Source organism: Glaciimonas sp. Gout2, from assembly GCF_035018905.1.
Lineage (GTDB): Bacteria > Pseudomonadota > Gammaproteobacteria > Burkholderiales > Burkholderiaceae_D > Glaciimonas.
In genome coordinates, this window is sequence record NZ_JASJXA010000053.1 from 1 (window position 1) to 19,310 (window position 19,310).

Consider the following 19,310-nt stretch of genomic DNA (forward strand, 5'->3'; position numbering starts at 1 on the left):
CATAAATAATAATTATATACAAATCTTTTACAGCTATCGCCTCAAACGAATAATAGGGTTTTCTAAAGAAGAAAAATGCTGTCGGAAAACTAATTATAAGAAGACCTGTTGAATGCCAGAACCCAAAAAAACATGCCATAACAATACAGTTTATGGCAAAAAACAACATAGACATTGATTCATCCAATATTGAATTCAGCACATATCGCAAACAAAATGTTAAAGCGAATCCTAATAAACAGATTCCTATCGAATTAAGACCACTTTGCTTCCAGGTTCTACTATTTTTTAATTTCATTGCAGTTTTCAGATAAAGAATAACAGGTCAGTAATAGCGAGAAATCGGCCAACGATCTCAGCCTTTATCCACGACGATCTTTTAACGGTGATTTATGCTGCAATTCCCTATAAGAAATATCTTTTAAGTGCATTTCTATATTTTTTTGTATGAACTGAACTGTTTCATTCGTCACAATTTCTCGCTCGTTATCGACAGTAATAATATGATAACAATCGCCTAACCAAATGACTTTTCGCATCTCGGAACTGACATGCTCCAAAATTAACTCGGGATTTTTAGGTGATGCGGTTTCATCATCGATTGCATGAATAACTAAAATATTCGTTTTAACTTGTTTGAGCGAAGAACGCACATATGCCATCATTTGATGCGCCCCACGAAGTTGTCGCGCCGGAATTGCAGCCGCTCCCACTGCAGCGACCCCATCTTTTTTGAGAGCATTAGCAACTCTTCTGCGCATATCAAAGTTCTTTATTCCAAATGGCTCGCCCTCTTTATGAGACCAATTTTTATAGCCCAAAAAGAAAGGTATCTGCATTAAATGTTGATACCAGGGTATTGACCATCCGTCATATCGCAAAACAGGAGACAACGCTACTATAGCAATCGCCTCACTGCTGCGAGACGCAACTGCCAAAGCCAATGTTGCCCCCATACTCAAGCCGCAGATAGACACTGTTTTAAAATTCATTTTCAAACGAGAAATCTCGCTATCCACCACTGCACACCAATCTTCCCAGTGCGGGGTAATTGTTGAATCAACGTGTCCTGCGGAATAATTAGGTATCAACAACTCAATGACTGCGCAGCCACTTTTTCGTAATGCCTTAGGTATAGACCCCATTTCAAGCGACGAACCGCATAATCCGTGCAATAAAATGACTGCATGGGTGATGGGTTGTTCATTGTGCATTTTTGAATCCATAGGAGATATTAAGCATTGCTTTAGAGTAACTCAAAACGACAACTTGTGAAGTTCACTTTGGGAAAACGCATCCCAATCAAGCTTTTAAAGAGGCAAATAGATCAATTGGTCATTTACAAATCGTTTCACACACTAGCATCAGCCAAGATTGTAGTCGATGCTCGTCTTATTGAAGCAAATACCGCTTAACAAATTATATTTTTAACAATTATGCCAGTAACTATCAGGACTGGCTTAACGGACACCACTGATAAGGATATTCGGCATCGCCAATGTATGCCCGATATGGCTTGCACAAGGATGCATTGATAAAGAAGCCATTTTGGGTTAGCCCTTTTTCTACGCTGGCAATGAACACCTTATTCTTGCCTTCAACATCCACAATATCGGAAGCTAGTACCTGGATCGCGCATTGTGCATTGTCAACGGGAGCATCCAACATGCTGACGCTAGCATGAAGCTTTAGACGCGTGATTATCCAGCGTAATCCCTCGCAACCACTTTTGGTTGATGTAACTCCTAAGCCAGACGCGATTTCACGGATTTTGGTGATCTGCGCTATCCGACTGGATTGTTTTTCGCCTTGGACAATGGCGAAAATAGGACCACCGCGTTTATTTACAATCTCATGAATACGGTTAACATAAGCCGGCATTGCTCCCGGAAAATTACCTTCTATCTGCGTAAAAGCAATATTGGGTGGAAACTGCGCGGCCAGCCATCCATAAGCCGGGTCACCATTCGCCAAAATGACGGTAGTTTTCTCCGGAGCAGCTATCGGCGGCAAATCGATACGGAACATTTTTTTCGCCCATGACGCATGCCCCCAAGTGGTCAGCCCCCCTAGAAGCACTACAGCCGTTGTTACCGCAAAAATAGTCATCGCGATTTTACGGGCTTTTTGATAGCTTTTTAACTGCATGAGTAAAATGAATACGACTAACGGCGCGCACATCTCAATCGGTATCAGATAACGCTGAATACTAAATAATTCCATCCAGATGAGATATCCAATGGCAACCACTGCAACGATATATTTCGCCTCCGGCAACATGCTACTTATCGTAGTGCGCGTCTTCCTTTTCAAGAATATTGCAGCAAGCCAGCACCAGAAAAGAACGTACACCACAGGCCAGATAATTTGATGGAGCGGAAGCTGCCCAACTCTTTTAGGATTCAATGAAAATAAGAATGGCCAAAATAGCGTTTCAAAATGATTTTTTGGTCGCCAAATCACATCGGCAACACTCACCGATCGCGTCAACGGATTTGGGAAATATGTACTGAATTGGGGGAAAAAAGGATTGCCGAAGGTGCGCCACATCTCAAAAAACCAATATCCCGAAGTGGCTGCTATACCAATTAACACGCCAACACCGAAAAAGAATGCCAGACGAAATCGCGTTATCCAATTAACCTGCACCGTGCAAAAGCTGAGACACAGAGCCATTGCAAATACAACATTGGTCAACTTTAAACCTGTTCCAAGACCAGCTACCGAACCAGCAAGTATTACGATAAGAATCGGCCGCACACCATTTTCAGAAAATTTTTCCCACCCATACAAAACGATGAGTAAAGAGCCAAGGATAAAAATGGAAGTCGAGGCATCCCCCATTGTATTTCCTATACTTGAGAGGAAATTCGCTGTGAGACAACCAACTATTGCCAGTAAAAGTGGTATGCGAAAACGATCTTCTGACGGAAGGTCGGGCAAAGTCTTGCGGCATATACCTGCCAGAAGAATAAAATTGATGCCATGTACTGCGCCCATCATGAAACCAACAAGCGGCGCAGGTAGATGCAAAGACAACCAATAATACGGCACATCCAAAATCGGATTAAAGTACGTTTGCATTCCAGCCGGACCCAAATCCGTATGTAACTTGCCGTTTAATAGCGCAAACGCGTTATAGACATGATAGTTTTGCAAGTCCCAGTTAAGGTCAGTTCCAAGCCATAAAGAAACCAGACCAAAAAATAATGGTGCAAGAAGACAAGCAATCAATAATGTCTTAGGCTTGTTCAGGTCGCAATGATTAAAGCTCGTTCGATTTAACGCGCACTGCAAAATATTCATTTCTTACATTTTTCCGAAAGTTTAAATACCCACAACCTTGCACTGAAATAGTTAATCACCATTCCTGCAAGCGAACCAACGGCGACAGCAAAAAAGGGAAGAAAAGGAATGTTTTGGCCCTGGACGATCACAAGACTATATGCCGCATAGTTAATCAGACCACCTAAAGACATCGCAGCGAGATAACGGATTGCTTCATTCAAAACCCCACTATTCGGCCTCGTAGAAAATGTAAAACGACGGTTGACCATCCAAGTAACCCACACAGCACAAAGAAATGATATTACGCGACCAAAAAAATATCCAAAACCGATATGAAGCGTCAAATATAAAATACCAACGTCGACCCCAAACCCGAGCGCCCCGACCATAGCAAAACGAATAAATTGTCGACAACTGTCCATTAGTTAGGATTCTTTGTGGCAGGCGCAGGATGGACTAGATAAGCAAATCGTTTTGCTTCAGTTCGACCCTTCGTAACGGTATTAAGCACAATCCCACAGGTCAGTAAAATGACGCCAAACAACATTAATGCAGAACATAAAACGGCAGTAGGATAACGGGGCACGAGACCAGTCTCGTAATAAGTCTCAAACAAAGGCAGCGCCAAAAGAATGGCAATTAAGGTGCAAAAGAAAAAACCAAAAGAAAAAAACGTCAACGGCTTTTCGGATTTAAATAATCTAACGATCGTGACGAGTATCCGAAAGCCATCACGATAAGTATTTAACTTACTTGAAGATCCCTGTACCCTTGATCCATAGGTCGTATTCAACTCTGCGACAGGCATCCTTAGCTGTAATGCATGGATCGCAAGCTCAGTTTCGGTCTCAAAACCCCGGGATTGCGCGGGAAATGACTTGACATACCGACGTGAAAAAACGCGATAACCCGATAACATATCGGTAAAAGTTCTTCCAAAAAGGAAGGCAACAAAACGAGTTAATACCGCATTACCAAGGCGATGCCCAAACCGATAGGCTTTTTGCTCCTTTGTAACCCGGACACCAACCACCATATCCAGGCCTTCGGTTAATAGCTTATTAATCAGCCGCGGTGCCACCGTTGCATCATAGGTATTATCGCCATCGACCATAACATAGACATCTGCATCCACATCTGCAAACATCCGTCGGACCACGTTTCCCTTTCCTTGCAGCGGAACTGAGCGCACTGTCGCTCCAGAGAGCTTAGCAACGTCCATAGTCCGGTCTGTCGAGTTATTATCGAAGACGAAAATTTCTGCAGTCGGAAGAGCGAGCCTAAAATCCTGTACAACTGATGCCACTGCAACTTCTTCGTTATAGCAAGGAATGAGAACGGCTATCCGTTGCAGGGTGAATATTGATTCATTAAGATGCTCATTAAATTCACACGCAGTTTCATTCATACTTTTCCAGTTAAAGTTACTCCCTGCACCCATAAACTGATCCCAGGCACTGATCTATTTTTCGTTATTATACGGCGTCATTTTATGTGGACTTTTATTGTTTTAAAAAAATCCAGACGCTTAGATAGATTCGGGCAAGTCAATCATAAGTGCCACGGAACCCAAATAACGCGAAAGCTTACAATCAACCAAAGTATTTAACAGTCTGATGCAACTTAGTTTAAGGCGGCATAAAGTAAGCCCAAGCAGTCGTCATTTGGAAAAAATATCCGGTTAGCAGAAACCCGGGGCTGACCAATATTCAGGCCCGACCTCCTATCAAACAATAGGACAACTCCCTATTTAAAAACAAATATGACAGATGTCCTGGAAAAATGCGTGCTGGAAAAAAGTAATATGCGCCACTTTTTTACCAGAACACGACTTCGCGCTACTAAGTAGCTAATATCCAGTCATAATTGACAGGATGAACGCACGTCTCGTTAAACTTTCTAGGTACTGATAGCTTTTTTGATGTAATTTGCACAGATTCCAGCCGATACGATCATTTCGTATGTGTGCTCCACTAATACTTTTAAGATGAACCGTTTTGTCTATTTCAACTAAACCAAATAGTCCTAATCGATTTTTGCAACTCGATTCAGACTTCGACCCTAAGGTGAGTTTGAAGTTTGAGTTGCAACCGATCATCCAATTTCAACGCAGCGCGACGATAGAATGTGAGTTGCTTTACCGCGGGCCAATCCCGGCGCAATGGTTAGACATTGATCGCAGTGTATTGAAGCACCTGGGTTCTACGCGGCTGGCAGAAGCCATTTTGTTCGTCAATATCGCCAATGAATCACTACTTGCGTTACCTAGCGAACTGTTCACTCTCGCTGCACAAAAAAATAACGTGGTATTTGAAGTCAGCGAATCCTATTCAGACCCAAAGACATTTGACCTGATCACGGCCAAGATCAATAGCCTGTCATTACTCGGGTTAAAATTTGCCATTGACGATTTCGGTAATGGACAAGATGGATTCAAACGTCTTTACGCCATTCATCATTGCACGCACATCAAAATTGACGGTATTTTTTTCAAGACGGCTATGACGCGAGATGACGCAGCAACGATGCTGAAGATACTCATTCAGCAATGGCAATCCCGTGGCATTCGCGTGATTGTCGAATGCGTCGAGACCGTGGCACATTTCATATTTGCTAAAGAGTTAGGATTTGACAAGGCGCAAGGCTGGTTTGTCGATAAGTTGGTGAACGACGTGCCGGAGGGAGTTGTAACGGTCAGTATGTAAATTTATCTGAATGGTCGATTCACACACTGACGATATGAACTGTAGCAATTCCGGTTAGCATCTCGGCACATAACAATTCTCTGAGCAACTCTCAAAAAATAGAAACGCCCCCAATCCATTTGATTGAGGTTAAATTTTATTAGACGCCTTGCCGCTTTTATCGTTTAGATCATCAAAGTGTCTCGCTGCAATTTCCGCAAGCATCTGAGATGATGACGACGCCAGGCGCATCAGGCGCTCAGTGTGAATAGTACTCAACGTTGGCATCGCATCGCTGCTTCTGTTCAGGGTCCTGAAGTGAGTAACCTCTAGGCATGTTTGAATACCACGACAGACATCTACCGCCAGTGCACGAAACTGCGTGTGTTTATCAGTTTGATGATCTACAGGCAGCCACGAAAACGCCTTATGATATGCCTCTTGTTCTGGCATCGGCAGGATTGGCTCGCTCATGAGAGCGCCCTCCCAACGACATCGTCGAAGACTATCGGCGCACCGTAGATAAATAACGACGGATTTTGGCTCGTATAGTGAGCGGTAGTTGAAGTAAGAACATTAAACATCAATTGATTCCTTGTACGATTAGGCCGCGCCCCGATTCCAAGCGGGCTCGGCGGGAAATGGCAGGTCGGAAAACCGATTTACGAGGCGCTACCGGCAAGCCGAAGCTTTCCCATCATTGCCAAGCCGCGAAGGCTTAACAAAATAAACGCACATTAAAAACCGCATTGCGATTTTTGTGAACCTTGTACGTTGCGTGCTTCTAAGCACGGTTCCTTTTTTTCAGGCATACATTTAGTATAAAGCATCAGCGTACATTTTATAAAGCCCGGATTTCCGCCCGTTAGAACGTTAATTCCGTGCAATCTGTTCCTATGGCTTACTCGCCTGGATGACAGTGAATATTAGGAACATTTTCTTGTGACACGCTGCGCGAGTGGACCAGATAGTGATGGACGTCATGAACGCCATCGAAACGGCGTATGGCGATGAATGGGACGGCAACAAACATATCGAGGCGATGATGCGCCGAAAGTCAGCCTGGTATTTTTGCCATTCGGCTGACGGTAAGCCATCCGCCATATCTTGGAGCCCACCGGCGAGACTTCCAAATACATGCCCCGTCTGCTAAAGTGTAGGCCTTGTCCTTTGGTTTGGCGCTTTTGACTTGAATATCCGTGAGGGGGGTGGCGAGTTTGGGCATTTTTTCATCCAAGTCAGTTTTAAAGTGCATCCATGTGCCCAAATATGGATGCAAAAACCGTGAATGTAAATGGACAACGCTGGACGACAGGCCACAAAAAACCGACGTCTGCACTATGGCGGAGGCCGGTTATTGAACTTCTACGAACATTATAAACGCTGTCTTGGAGGAGAAGGTGGGATTCGAACCCACGTTACAGCGAAACTGTAAACCAGATTTCGAGTCTGGCGCATTCGACCACTCTGCCACTTCTCCTAATTGGTCATTTTGCTGCGTGGTCTGCAGCAAAGCACAAGATTATAGCAGAATATTTTAGCTGCCAGACACCTTTTTAACTCGTGTATTACAAATACCAATCTAACATATTTGGAATACTGACCAATCATAACGACGCACACTCCGCGTCGCCAATTCCGCGCTTAAATTATCACGTCTAAACCGTCGGTGTTAGCCGCGTAATACCGCCCATGTATGGATGTAATACGGCTGGTATTTCAACGCTTCCATCGGCTTGCTGAAAATTTTCCAGCACTGCTACCAGTGTTCGTCCGACCGCTAAACCTGAACCGTTGAGCGTGTGCAGCAGCTCGGTTTTGCCTTGGCCATTGCGGAAACGTGCTTGCATGCGACGTGCCTGGAATGCTTCCATATTGGAGACTGACGAAATCTCGCGGTAGGTATTTTGTGCAGGCAACCATACTTCGAGATCATAGGTTTTGGCCGCACCGAAGCCCATGTCGCCGGTACAGAGCGAGACGACGCGGTATGGCAAGCCGAGTTTTTGTAGAATCACTTCGGCATGACCGACCATCTCTTCGAGTGCTTCGTAAGATTTTTCAGGGTGCACAATCTGTACCATTTCCACCTTGTCAAACTGGTGTTGGCGGATCATTCCACGCGTGTCACGTCCGTAGCTTCCAGCTTCTGAGCGGAAACATGGTGAGTGCGCAGTCATTTTGAGTGGTAGCTTTTCACCGGCAATGATTTCGTCGCGTACCAAGTTGGTCAAAGGTACTTCGGCAGTTGGAATCAGATAGAGCGCTGCGCTATCCGCGCCCTGCTCACCTTCTTGTCCACCCTTTTTGACGGCAAACAAATCCTCTTCGAATTTCGGCAACTGACCAGTGCCGCGCAATGAATCCGCATTGACGATGTACGGCGTATAGCATTCAGTGTAGCCATGCTCTGCGGTGTGCGTATCGAGCATGAACTGCGCCAACGCGCGATGCAAACGCGCGATGCCGCCCTTCATCACAGAAAAGCGTGATCCGGTGAGTTTGGCGGCAACATCAAAATCCAGACCGACGCCAGCGCCCACGTCGACGTGGTCGCGCACTTCAAAATCAAACACCGGCAACGTGCCTGATTTGCGGACTTCAATATTACCCGACTCATCAATACCGCTAGGCACAGATTCATGCGGTAAATTGGGGATGACTTCCAAAAATTTGCTGAACTGGTCTTGCACCTGATCGAGGCGAGTCGCGGAAGTTTTTAGTTCTTCGCCGATACCGTTCACCGCTTCCAGGACGGCCGTTGCATCTTCCCCTTTGCTTTTGAGCATGCCGATTTGCTTTGACAGCGTATTGCGCTGGCTTTGCAGCTCTTCAGTGCGGGTCTGAATTTGCTTGCGCTCTGCTTCCAACGAATTGAAGGCGTCGACGTCAAGCTGATATTTGCGCGCAGCTAAACGGCTGGCGACGGTGGCGATGTCTTTGCGGAGAAGTTGGATGTCGATCATGGAATGTGCGGACCTATAGTTAAGTCACCAATAAATAAGCTGCCATTGTACCAAGGTCAACGGAATTTCGATAATTGTCGAAACGGGTAATTGGGGAATCACTTATCGACTTTTTGGGTAAAACTTAGTGAGTCCATGCGTAATTTGCTGGATAAGTTGATCAATATGTTGCTAAATCTAATTAAGGACGAAACAACTGCTCAATAGAGAGACTGAATTGGTGATTCTGGCAAGTTGTAAAAAATCTGCTAAACCGCCAAAACCCAACAAATTGCGCTTTAACTATGCGTCCGGTATGAGTGTGCTCATCACACCGAACGACTTTTTGAAACCCAAGATGACGCCAGCAATGACGATTAGTTAATTTCTGCAACCCGATGGCATGCGACCAGACGACCTTCAAATTCAGCCAGTTCAGGTACTTCTTGCCGACACCGTTCAATTGCGTGCGGGCAACGATTATTGAAACTACAACCTGGCGGCGGCGCAAGTGGCGATGGCAATTCGCCCGGCAACATCAATTTTTCTTGACGCTGATTGGGATCAAGCCGTGGCGTGCTGGCGAGCAATGCTTTGGTGTAAGGATGTAATGGTCGACTAAAGATATCTTTTTTGTCGCCATGCTCAACCGCTTTACCCAAATACATCACCAAAACTTCATCAGCAATATGTTCTACCACCGATAGATTATGCGAGATAAACAGGTACGCGACACCACTTGCATCCTGCAAATCCATGAGCAAATTCAGCACTTGCGCCTGGATCGACACGTCCAGGGCCGATACCGGTTCGTCGGCAACGATCACTTTTGGATCGAGCATTAAAGCGCGGGCAATTGCCACGCGTTGGCGCTGACCACCGGAGAACATGTGCGGAAAGCGGTTGTAATGTTCTGGACGTAGTCCGACCTTGGCCATCATCGCCTGGGCTTTTTCTGCACGCTGCGATTTGCTGAAGTTTGTATTGATGATCAGCGGCTCTTCAAGCATGCTGCTGACCTTCTTACGCGGATTAAGGCTGGCGTAGGGGTTCTGAAATACCATTTGGACCAAGGGACGCACGCGCTTGAGAGTCGCACGATCAGCGTCGGCGATGTTGGCCCCGTCCATCCATAATTCGCCACCGGTCGGCGGTTCAATCATGGTGATCTGCCTTGCAAGTGTCGATTTTCCACACCCTGATTCGCCGACCACGGCCAGCGTCTTACCAGGAATGAGTGTGAACGAGACACCGTCAAGTGCTTTGGCGGTCGCTTTAGGCTTTAGCCAGCCTTGAGAAACGTTGTAATGTTTGCGGAGATTTTTGGCTTCCAACAAAATAGTGGGTTGGGTGATCGTTGGCGTAGTGCTCGTCATGGTGCCGTCCTGCTGGCTGTATTACTTTCTGGATTACTTACTGACTTATTGGCGGTCATATTATTCACTAATGCTTGCGACTGAACCGGCGGTGTCCAGCCATTGGTCGGCTGACCGGTACTATCGAGCGGAAAATGGCAGCGCACCTGCGATCCGGCTGCGCCCTTGAGAAGCGGACGCTCCTCAATACAGCGCGCGACGGCATAACGGCAGCGTGGACTCAACAGACAACCGGTCGGCCGATCGTAAAGACCGGGGACGACGCCAGGAATAGTCTGCAAGCGATCACGACCGATATTGTGTTCGGGCAGCGCGGCGAGTAGTGCTTGCGTATAAGGATGTTGCGGCGCCTGAAAAATCGTTGGAACCAATCCAGTTTCCAGCACTTGTCCGGCGTACATCACAACAACACGTTGCGCAGTTTGTGCCACCACGCTGAGATCATGGGTGATCAACATTAAAGCCATGCCACGATCACGCTGCAACTGAAGCAACAATTCCAACATTTGTGCCTGAACGGTGACGTCCAACGCGGTGGTCGGCTCATCGGCAATCAATAGGCGCGGATTACAAGCAATGGCAATCGCGACCATGACACGCTGACTCATACCACCGGATAGTTGATGCGGATAGGCGTCAAGGCGGCGTTCAGGATCAGGAATATCAACCTGCTTGAGCAACGCTAATGCGCGTTCACGCAGTTCTTTTTGCGAGCCGCCTTGATGCACGCGTAACGTTTCGATCAGTTGATAGGCGACGGTAAAGGATGGATTCAGGCTTGTCATCGGGTCCTGAAAAATCATTGCGATGTCTTTGCCTAACAGCTTCCGGCGCTCCTTTTGCGCCATCTTCAACAGATCACGGCCATCAAAAGCCATCTGCTCGGCATTTACACGCCCTGGATAATCGATCAGGCCCATCAATGCTAACGAAGTGACACTTTTGCCGGAACCGGACTCGCCGACGATACCGACGACTTCGCCGGCTTCAATCGTCAGATCAAGCCCATCGACGGCGGTGAATGGTGAACTGGTTGATCCGAACTGAACACTAAGATTTTTAATTTCTAGCAATGCCATGGCTACTCGCTTTGTTTGGTTTGTCATCAACGCTTCAATTTTGGATCGAGCGCATCGCGCAACCCGTCACCCATCAAATTGAACGCAAGCACCGAGACCAGAATGGCTAATCCGGGGAAGGTCACAACCCACCATGCGCTTTGAATAAACTCCAGCGCACTAGCAAGCATCGATCCCCATTCCGGGGTCGGTGGTTGCGCACCGAGCCCGAGAAAGCCCAGTGCCGCAGCATCAAGAATAGCCGTAGAAAATCCTAAAGTAGCTTGTACGATGAGTGGCGCAGCACAATTCGGCAACACGCAATTGAACATGATGCGCGCGGTTCCTGCACCAGCAATACGCGATGCGCTGACATAATCTTTAGATAGTTCACCAATGACAGCGGCCCGCGTTTGGCGCGCATAGTGCGGCAACATGACGATCGCGATCGCATACATGGCGTTCATCAATCCGGGCCCAAGAATGGCGACCACCGCGACCGCCAGCAGCAAACTGGGTAACGCGAGCATGATGTCCATCAAACGCATAATCGCCACTTCGACTACACCACGGAAGTAACCCGCCATCAGGCCGAGAACAATGCCGAGCACCAATGACAATGAGACCGAGACCAGTCCAATCACCAACGACAAACGCGCACCGTGAATCAAACGCGACAACATATCGCGGCCTACCGGATCGGTGCCGAGCAAAAACTTGGCAGACCCACCGGCTTGCCACACAGGCGGTACCAAAGTCGCGTCACGAAATTGTTCGATGGGAGAATGCGGTGCGATCACGTCGGCAAACAGGGCCGCCAGTATGATAATGAACACAACAGCCAAGCCGATGACTGCGCCGCGATTTTGGCTGAAGTAACCCCAAAATTCTCGCAACGCATGAGGAGGCGCGGTGATTGTCTCTTTTTTTGGCGCTTGCGCCGGAAGAGTGATCGAATTAGTGGTCGTCTCGTTCATGAGTTGTGCCGTATACGAGGGTTGATCACGCCGTACAACAGGTCGACGACCAGATTGACGATGATAATAATGGTAGCGGAAAGCAAAATCCCGCCTTGGACTACCGGATAATCACGACGCTGAATAGCGCCGACCAGCCACTTACCAATACCTGGCCAAGAGAAAATAGTCTCCGTCAAAATGGCACCGGCCAGCAGCGTTCCGACTTGCAGGCCAATCACGGTCACAACCGGAATCAATGCGTTTCGCAACGCATGAATGCCAATCACGCGCCAAGGTGACAACCCTTTTGCGCGTGCGGTGCGAACATAATCCTCACGCAAAACTTCCAGCATCGCTGAGCGCGTCATACGCGCAATCACTGCAAGCGGAATAGTACCGAGAGCAATCGTCGGCAATATCAGATGCGACACCGCTGATTTAAACGCACCGGGATCACCCGCCAACAAACTATCGATCAGCATGAATCCGGTCACCTGCGGAATATCGAACAACAGATCGATCCGCCCAGAAACCGGCGTCCAGCCTAACGTGACAGAAAACAGCAAAATTAATAGTAACGCCCACCAAAATACGGGCATTGAATAACCGGTGAGCGACGCGCCCATGACGGAGTAATCAAGCACGGTATTGCGTTTGACTGCGGCAAGAATGCCAGCCGGAACGCCAATCACAAGGGCTAACAACATCGCGCAAGTGGAGAGTTCCAGCGTTGCAGGAAATAAGGTCAAAAATTCGGTGAGTACAGATTCATGTGTAGTGACCGATATGCCGAGATTGCCATGAAACACCTGTCCCAGATAAGAAAAATATTGCACATACAATGGCTGATCGAGACCGAACTCTTTCATCATCTGTGCGTATCGAACGGGGTCCATCCCACGCTCACCCGATATCGCTTCGACGACGTTACCGGGGATCATGTGAATCAATAAAAACACAAGCAGCGTGATGCCAAGAAAGGTCGGAATGACCAAACCTGCGCGCCGCAAGAGAAATCCAAACATAGGAAATACCTATTCAATAAAAAGACAACCGCTTAAAAGTGCGTAAAGACTTGTGGGTTTATGCCACCTTTTTCTGGCCTATGCAGCCTCTTTGGCCTAAGTGCCCTATTGTGACCACCCAGAAAAATATGTAAAGAAATACTAACCGGTTAAAAACAGATTAGAAACAATAAAAGAATCAGACAATGAATAAAAAAGGTAGGCTCAATCTTGTCTGGTTCGGGCGCGGATCAACACGTAGACGTTTTTTGTGAAACGACCAAATGGAAATCCGCGCACATTGACGCTACAGTTTTTTTAAATCGCTTTAAATCGTTTTAATCGCTTTAATGGTCTTACTTGACGATATCAACTTTATCAAAAAAGAAACTATATGGCGTTGCCGGAATCTTAAAACCAACAACATTCTTGCGAACGGGTACAAATCCAACCGAGTGAGCGATGTCGATCCAAGGTGCCTCTTCGTGCGCAATCACCTGGGCTTTTTCATATAAAGTAGCACGATCGCTCTGCTTTGAAACCAGCTTGGCCTTTTGAATCAACGCATCAAAATCTTTATCGCACCAGCGTGACGCGTTGCCGCCACCTTTGACGCCATCGCAACTCAACAAATTGCCGAAGAAGTTATCCGGATCGCCGTTATCACCCGACCAGCCAAACATCATCGATTGTTGATCGCCCTGCTTGCTGCGCTTTAGATATTCGCCCCATTCATAAGTCGTCAGTTTGACTTTGACGCCGATTTTTGCCCAATCTGCCTGGATCAATTCACCGATACGTTTGCCATCCGGATTATAAGGACGCTGGACCGGCAAATACCACATCTCGATTTCTGCACCATTTGGATAGCCTGCCTTTGTCAGCAGCTCTTTAGCTTTTTTCAAATCGTACGGGTAATCTTTAACCTTGTCGTTGTAAGACCACAGGGTTGGCGGAATCGGATTTTTTGCTACCTGACCAGCACCTTGGTAGACCGTTTTAAGGATTGTTTCCTTGTCGATTGCCATGCTCAAGGCTTGCCGCACGAGCTTGTTATCGAAAGGTTTTTTCTCAACATTAAAAGCAATATAACCAATGTTCATGCCTGGTTTTGAAATCAGATTGATATTTTTATCTGCTTTCATTGAAGCCAAATCTGCCGGTTTTGGGTAAGACATTACCTGACATTCATTGGCCTTCAGCTTGGCATAACGTACCGATGCATCAGGCGTGATCGCATAAATCAGATTGTCAATTTTTGGACGTCCGCCCCAATAAGAATCGAAGGCTTTGTAGCGAATAACGGCATCTTTTTGATATGACACAAATTCAAATGGTCCGGTCCCAATCGGCTCGCGATCAAGAATTTCACGGGTACCGGCTTTTTGCAATTGCGCAGCATATTCTTCTGAATAGATTGAGGCGAAATACATGACCAGATCGGCGAGGAATGGCGATTCAGGATGCTTGAGTTTGAAGCGGACGGTGCTGTCATCAACCTTTTCAACTTTGTCGATGATGTTGTTGAGGCCCATGTCGAGGTAATAACCAAAAGTCTGACCGCGCTCCAATGTGTGAAATGGATTTGCAGGATTGCCCATGCGATCAAAAGTGAACACGACGTCGTCAGCATTGAAGTCGCGCGTTGGTTTAAATTTAGCGCTGCTGTGAAACTTCACGCCTTTACGTAGTTTAAAGGTGTAAATAGTACCGTCATCCGAGATGGTCCAGGACTCTGCCAATGCTGGTTTAATGGTGGTCGTTCCCATTTCAAATTCAACCAGGCGATTAAACATGGGGCTAGCAGAAGCGTCAAAAGTGGTGCCGGTGGTATACAACTGCGGACTAAAACCTTCTGGGCTAGCTTCAGAGCAAAAGACCAGTGTTTTTTTGGCTTGCGCTGAAGCCAATCCCGCACAAACGCTTAGCACAGCGACTAAGCCGAGTTTGGCAACAAATTTTCCATTTTTCATTATTCATCTCTTCCAAGGTTAATAGTGCAATGTCGTAACATTGACAGGATGCTGCTCGACAAATAACAGGTGTTCAACGCCTATTGTTTTTTATTTACATCGCCATGATGGCTTCCACTTCTTCGCAAGTTTTAGGAATTGCCGGGCCCAATACACGCGAACCAGTTGGCGTCACCAAAACATTATCTTCAATTCGGATACCACCAAAATCCATGTATTCGACAAAACGATCATAATTAATCAGATCAGCATAACGTCCGTCAAGGCCTTCTGCCCTCCACTGTTTGATGAGCTCTGGAATAAAATATATCCCAGGTTCAACCGTGACGACCATGCCAGCGACCAACGGTTTTGCCATACGCAAATTGCGCATGCCAAACAACTCGCTGCGGATCACACTGGCATCGTAACCGACTGCCGTCTCACCCAGCCCTTCCATATCGTGTACGTCCAATCCGATTTGATGACCAAGGCCATGCGGGAAGCAAATCGCATAAGCGCCAGAATCCACGATTTGATGCGGATCACCTTTAAAAAATCCAAGTGTCGACAAACCCGTGACGATCTCCGTTGCCGCTAATTTGTGAAGCGCAAGATACGGCACACCGGGTCTGATCGCTTTGATGGCACTTACCTGAGCGGACAAAACGATCTCATAGACGGCCCGCTGACGTGGGCTAAACTTTCCGCCTACGGGGATAGTTCGGGTGATATCCGAGGCGTAACCCAATGCGCTGGAGACACCTGAGTCGTTCACGACTAAATCACCTGCAGCTAGTTTTTGCGCATGATCGCGACTGTGCAGTATCTCGCCATGTCGCGTAAAAATAACGGGATAAGCGCCGAGCAAATCAACTCCGCGCATGATGCCTTCGATCGTGCCGACCACCTGATATTCAAATATGCCCGGCTTGGATTGCTGCATCGCGGCGATGTGCATTTCTTTGGTAATGACTAATGCACGCTCCATTTCGGCAATTTCTTCTTCTTCTTTTATTTCGCGCAAACCAATAATCGCAGCGATCAGACTTGATGATACACCGGCACAAATCTGGTCAGGCGTAAGGTCGAGCAGACGCGACATCATCAACGTGGACTCGCCGCGATACGGCGGCAAATAATGAATGGTTTGCCCCTTGCTGCGTGCCTCGGCAATCATGGCATGCAGCGCATTGGCTGGTCTTACGGCCTTAATAGCGTCGGTGGCGTTGCTGAAGATAATGCCGACGGTGGCGGCGAGCGCGACCAACGAAGGCTGCTGGCCTGTCCACACGACTTCTTCGATATCGGGGTCATCACCGAACAAAAAGTCCACGCCGGAATCGATATCAATCACGCCGACCAGATCAGGCTGATCCAATCCAAAAAAATAAGAGAACGAAGAGTCCTGCCGAAACGCGTAATGATTATGCGGATAATTCATGGAGGCATTGGCATTTCCCGGCAGCAAAAGCAAACCAGACGAAAATTGTTGCCGTAACTTTTGTCGCCGCGTAGCGTATTGGGTACTTTCGAACATGCTCATCCTTGATTTTTTTTAATAATGCCACGGGTAACGGAGCAAAATCTATACCTGGCTAAGAAAATTCTGTGCCTTTGAGAAACCTTTCGTGATTTCCCTGTTTTTCTTCTACGACATTGTCGCTTTCGTCATCAAAGAGTTGTGCGGTGCCAACCCATAACAATTCAGCTTGCTTACTTTTGTGCATGAGCGCCTCGATAGTGTGCGGAATGTTGCCGTCGAAGTGAAGGCTGTCTCCGGCGCACAGCACAAAATGCTGCAACCCAACCGTATATTCCACCTGACCGCTCAGCACAAAAACCATTTCATCGCCTTCGTGCGAGACCATTTCTGACTTGTATCCTGAAGGCATGGTGAACTTGACCGAATGCACGCGACTGCCGGGAAAAACAGTCGATAGCCGCTCATACTTTACCGGCCCACTAGCAACTCTGTAGGTCTGCCGTCGATCTTGATAGGAGTCCGGCTGTATTTGTTCTGGCTGCTTAATCAGGTCGCCAATCAGTACGCCGAGCGCTTTTGCGATAACAACTAATGAGGTGATTGATGGTGTAGTCAGGTTACGCTCAACCTGCGAGATAAAGCCTGCAGTCAAACCGGTCTCGACCGCGATTTGCATGAGTGTTTTTTTCACCGCATGACGCCGCGTTCGAATGGTCTTTCCTAATTGTGGCATTGTCATGGAGGTCCCCGCTGATTTATCTTTTCATTGTTAGCGCGTATTTTTTTGGTATTTGCTCGTCGGCAAAGTGAAAGAAATTATAGCTATACTACAATTTCAGTCAAGTGCAAATTGTAGTCAGACTATAATTTTTACTTCTTAGCATGGATGAAAAACGACTATTCGTACACTATTAAGCAGATTTTTCGGATGATGTTTCCTCATACCGGCGACTTCCTGATACCGATCAGCTGGCAAAGTAAAGAGTGAAGCGGTAAAAGAAGAGTTTGTGGCTTCGCGTCACAATAGAGGAGTCACTTTTACCCAACGCACCCTCAATAACCGCCTATCACTCTTCCCGCGCCTTCTTGTCAAGATCGCGTAGCCACGTCAGTTTGTCACCAATTTTTGCCTCCATGCCCCGCGGAACCGGTGCATACCAACCTGGCTCTGGCATATCGTCGGGCAAGTACGTCTCGCCCGCTGCGTAAGCGTGAGGTTCATCATGCGCATAGCGGTAAGCATGACCGTAGCCGAGTTCTTTCATCAGTTTTGTTGGCGCGTTACGCAAATGGACTGGGACTTCTCGTGATTTATCTTGCTTCACGAATGCCATTGCCTGATTGAATGCGTTGTAACCGGCGTTGCTTTTGGCTGCAATTGCTAGATAAATAACTGCCTGACCGAGCGCTAACTCCCCTTCCGGCGAGCCTAATCGCTCATAGGTATTGGCGGCATCGTTCGCAATCTGGATCGCCCGGGGATCGGCTAAACCAATGTCTTCCCATGCCATTCGAACGATACGACGCGAAAGATATTTAGCATCCGCCCCGCCATCCAGCATGCGACATAACCAATACAACGCAGCATCCGGATTCGAACCGCGAACCGATTTGTGCAATGCGGATATCTGATCATAAAAATTGTCCCCGCCTTTGTCGAACCTGCGGGCGTTGAGAGTAAGTGCGTTTTGAATGAACTCTGCCGTGATTCTATTAGTCTGTGCTGCACTCGACGCAGTATTAGTCTGCTCCAGCAAATTGAGTAACCGACGCGCATCACCATCGGCATATCCGACCAAGGTATTGATCGCGGCTTCATCGAAAAGCAGATGCGGCAAAACAGAGGTTTGCGCTCTGGCTAACAACTGCTTAAGCTCCTCGTCCGTGAGCGACTTCAGTACATAGACTTGTGCCCGTGATAGCAGTGCCGAATTGACTTCGAAAGACGGATTCTCTGTCGTGGCACCAATGAGTGTCACAAGTCCAGATTCTGCATAGGGCAATAGTGCGTCTTGTTGCGACTTATTGAATCGATGTATCTCATCGACAAACAGAATGGTATGTTTGCCCATTGCTAGATTTTGCTCTGCCCTTTCCATCGCAGCGCGAATGTCTTTCACGCCGGAGAAAACCGCGGACAGCGCGATGAATTCACAGGCAAAGGCATTCGCAGTCAGACGGGCCAATGTCGTTTTACCGACTCCTGGCGGCCCCCATAAAATCATGGAATGCGGTTTGCCCGAGTCAAAGGCCAGACGCAGCGGCTTCCCTGGGCCGAGCAAATGGCTTTGCCCAATCACGTCATCGAGTTTGGCTGGACGAAGGGCTTCGGCTAGCGGGGGCGTGGGCTCGACCTTAAAGAGATCAGACATGGGAGAAAATACTCTGCAAAAAAGATAGACTTGTTAAAAATGTTGACCGGTAAATACATACTGCGCCTCAGTCTAACGCATGCTGCGCAAATTGCAGTGATGATGCAATCTGCGTATTCTGGTCAACGTGACCGCTCATTCTGGCCGATCGTGACCGCTGCGCCTGCGATGTTGTTACGCGGTTAA

At 47.4% G+C, this 19,310-nt stretch carries 16 protein-coding genes and 1 tRNA gene; 1 reads left to right on the forward strand and 16 read right to left on the reverse strand.

Going from position 1 to position 19,310, the window contains the following annotated elements; genetic code table 11:
* Positions 1 to 362: 362 nt before the first annotated feature.
* The 4 genes from QN379_RS21090 to QN379_RS21105 form a co-directional block, all read right to left on the reverse strand.
* On the reverse strand, positions 363 to 1,214 hold the full coding sequence (locus QN379_RS21090; protein WP_322239118.1) for an alpha/beta hydrolase: 852 nt from the start codon (positions 1,212 to 1,214) through the stop codon (positions 363 to 365).
* 235 nt (positions 1,215 to 1,449) lie between these two features.
* Entirely contained in the window at positions 1,450 to 3,306 is a 1,857-nt protein-coding gene (locus QN379_RS21095) for a hypothetical protein (RefSeq protein ID WP_322239120.1), read from the reverse strand.
* Positions 3,303 to 3,677, reverse strand: coding sequence for a GtrA family protein (locus QN379_RS21100; protein ID WP_323507524.1), 375 nt, complete (start codon positions 3,675 to 3,677; stop codon positions 3,303 to 3,305). Before QN379_RS21100 ends, QN379_RS21095 begins: the two co-directional genes overlap by 4 nt.
* A 32-nt stretch (positions 3,678 to 3,709) precedes the next feature.
* Entirely contained in the window at positions 3,710 to 4,696 is a 987-nt protein-coding gene (locus tag QN379_RS21105) for a glycosyltransferase family 2 protein (protein ID WP_322239124.1), read from the reverse strand.
* A gap of 589 nt (positions 4,697 to 5,285) precedes the next feature.
* Between QN379_RS21105 and QN379_RS21110 the strand changes: the two genes are divergently transcribed.
* On the forward strand, positions 5,286 to 5,993 hold the full coding sequence (locus QN379_RS21110; protein ID WP_322239126.1) for an EAL domain-containing protein: 708 nt from the start codon (positions 5,286 to 5,288) through the stop codon (positions 5,991 to 5,993).
* A 129-nt stretch (positions 5,994 to 6,122) separates the two neighbouring features.
* Here QN379_RS21110 and QN379_RS21115 read toward each other — a convergent pair whose 3' ends face one another.
* The 12 genes from QN379_RS21115 to QN379_RS21170 form a co-directional block, all read right to left on the reverse strand.
* Positions 6,123 to 6,446: a hypothetical protein gene (locus tag QN379_RS21115; protein ID WP_322239128.1), complete on the reverse strand. Its 324-nt coding sequence runs from the start codon at positions 6,444 to 6,446 to the stop codon at positions 6,123 to 6,125.
* 506 nt (positions 6,447 to 6,952) lie between these two features.
* Entirely contained in the window at positions 6,953 to 7,111 is a 159-nt protein-coding gene (locus QN379_RS21120; protein ID WP_323507525.1) for a hypothetical protein, read from the reverse strand.
* 250 nt (positions 7,112 to 7,361) lie between these two features.
* A tRNA-Ser gene (locus QN379_RS21125) sits at positions 7,362 to 7,452 on the reverse strand.
* A gap of 178 nt (positions 7,453 to 7,630) precedes the next feature.
* A complete protein-coding gene (serS, locus tag QN379_RS21130; protein WP_323507526.1) occupies positions 7,631 to 8,938 on the reverse strand; it encodes a serine--tRNA ligase in 1,308 nt (435 codons plus the stop codon).
* A 356-nt stretch (positions 8,939 to 9,294) separates the two neighbouring features.
* Positions 9,295 to 10,293, reverse strand: coding sequence for a peptide ABC transporter ATP-binding protein (locus tag QN379_RS21135; RefSeq protein WP_322239132.1), 999 nt, complete (start codon positions 10,291 to 10,293; stop codon positions 9,295 to 9,297).
* Positions 10,290 to 11,372 carry an oligopeptide/dipeptide ABC transporter ATP-binding protein gene (locus QN379_RS21140; protein WP_322240690.1) on the reverse strand — a complete coding sequence of 361 codons (1,083 nt, stop codon included), beginning with the start codon at positions 11,370 to 11,372 and terminating at the stop codon, positions 10,290 to 10,292. Before QN379_RS21140 ends, QN379_RS21135 begins: the two co-directional genes overlap by 4 nt.
* A 26-nt stretch (positions 11,373 to 11,398) precedes the next feature.
* Positions 11,399 to 12,328 carry an ABC transporter permease subunit gene (locus QN379_RS21145; protein WP_322239134.1) on the reverse strand — a complete coding sequence of 310 codons (930 nt, stop codon included), beginning with the start codon at positions 12,326 to 12,328 and terminating at the stop codon, positions 11,399 to 11,401.
* A complete protein-coding gene (locus QN379_RS21150) occupies positions 12,325 to 13,335 on the reverse strand; it encodes an ABC transporter permease subunit (protein ID WP_322239136.1) in 1,011 nt (336 codons plus the stop codon). Before QN379_RS21150 ends, QN379_RS21145 begins: the two co-directional genes overlap by 4 nt.
* Positions 13,336 to 13,670: 335 nt before the next feature.
* The gene (locus tag QN379_RS21155; RefSeq protein WP_323507527.1) at positions 13,671 to 15,287 is read right to left on the reverse strand and encodes an ABC transporter substrate-binding protein; all 1,617 of its coding nucleotides are present in this window, start codon (positions 15,285 to 15,287) and stop codon (positions 13,671 to 13,673) included.
* A 94-nt stretch (positions 15,288 to 15,381) separates the two neighbouring features.
* Positions 15,382 to 16,806: an aminopeptidase P family protein gene (locus QN379_RS21160; RefSeq protein ID WP_322239140.1), complete on the reverse strand. Its 1,425-nt coding sequence runs from the start codon at positions 16,804 to 16,806 to the stop codon at positions 15,382 to 15,384.
* A 58-nt stretch (positions 16,807 to 16,864) separates the two neighbouring features.
* On the reverse strand, positions 16,865 to 17,491 hold the full coding sequence (locus QN379_RS21165; protein WP_322239142.1) for an XRE family transcriptional regulator: 627 nt from the start codon (positions 17,489 to 17,491) through the stop codon (positions 16,865 to 16,867).
* A 328-nt stretch (positions 17,492 to 17,819) separates the two neighbouring features.
* Positions 17,820 to 19,124, reverse strand: coding sequence for a replication-associated recombination protein A (locus tag QN379_RS21170; RefSeq protein ID WP_322239144.1), 1,305 nt, complete (start codon positions 19,122 to 19,124; stop codon positions 17,820 to 17,822).
* Positions 19,125 to 19,310 lie beyond the last annotated feature (186 nt).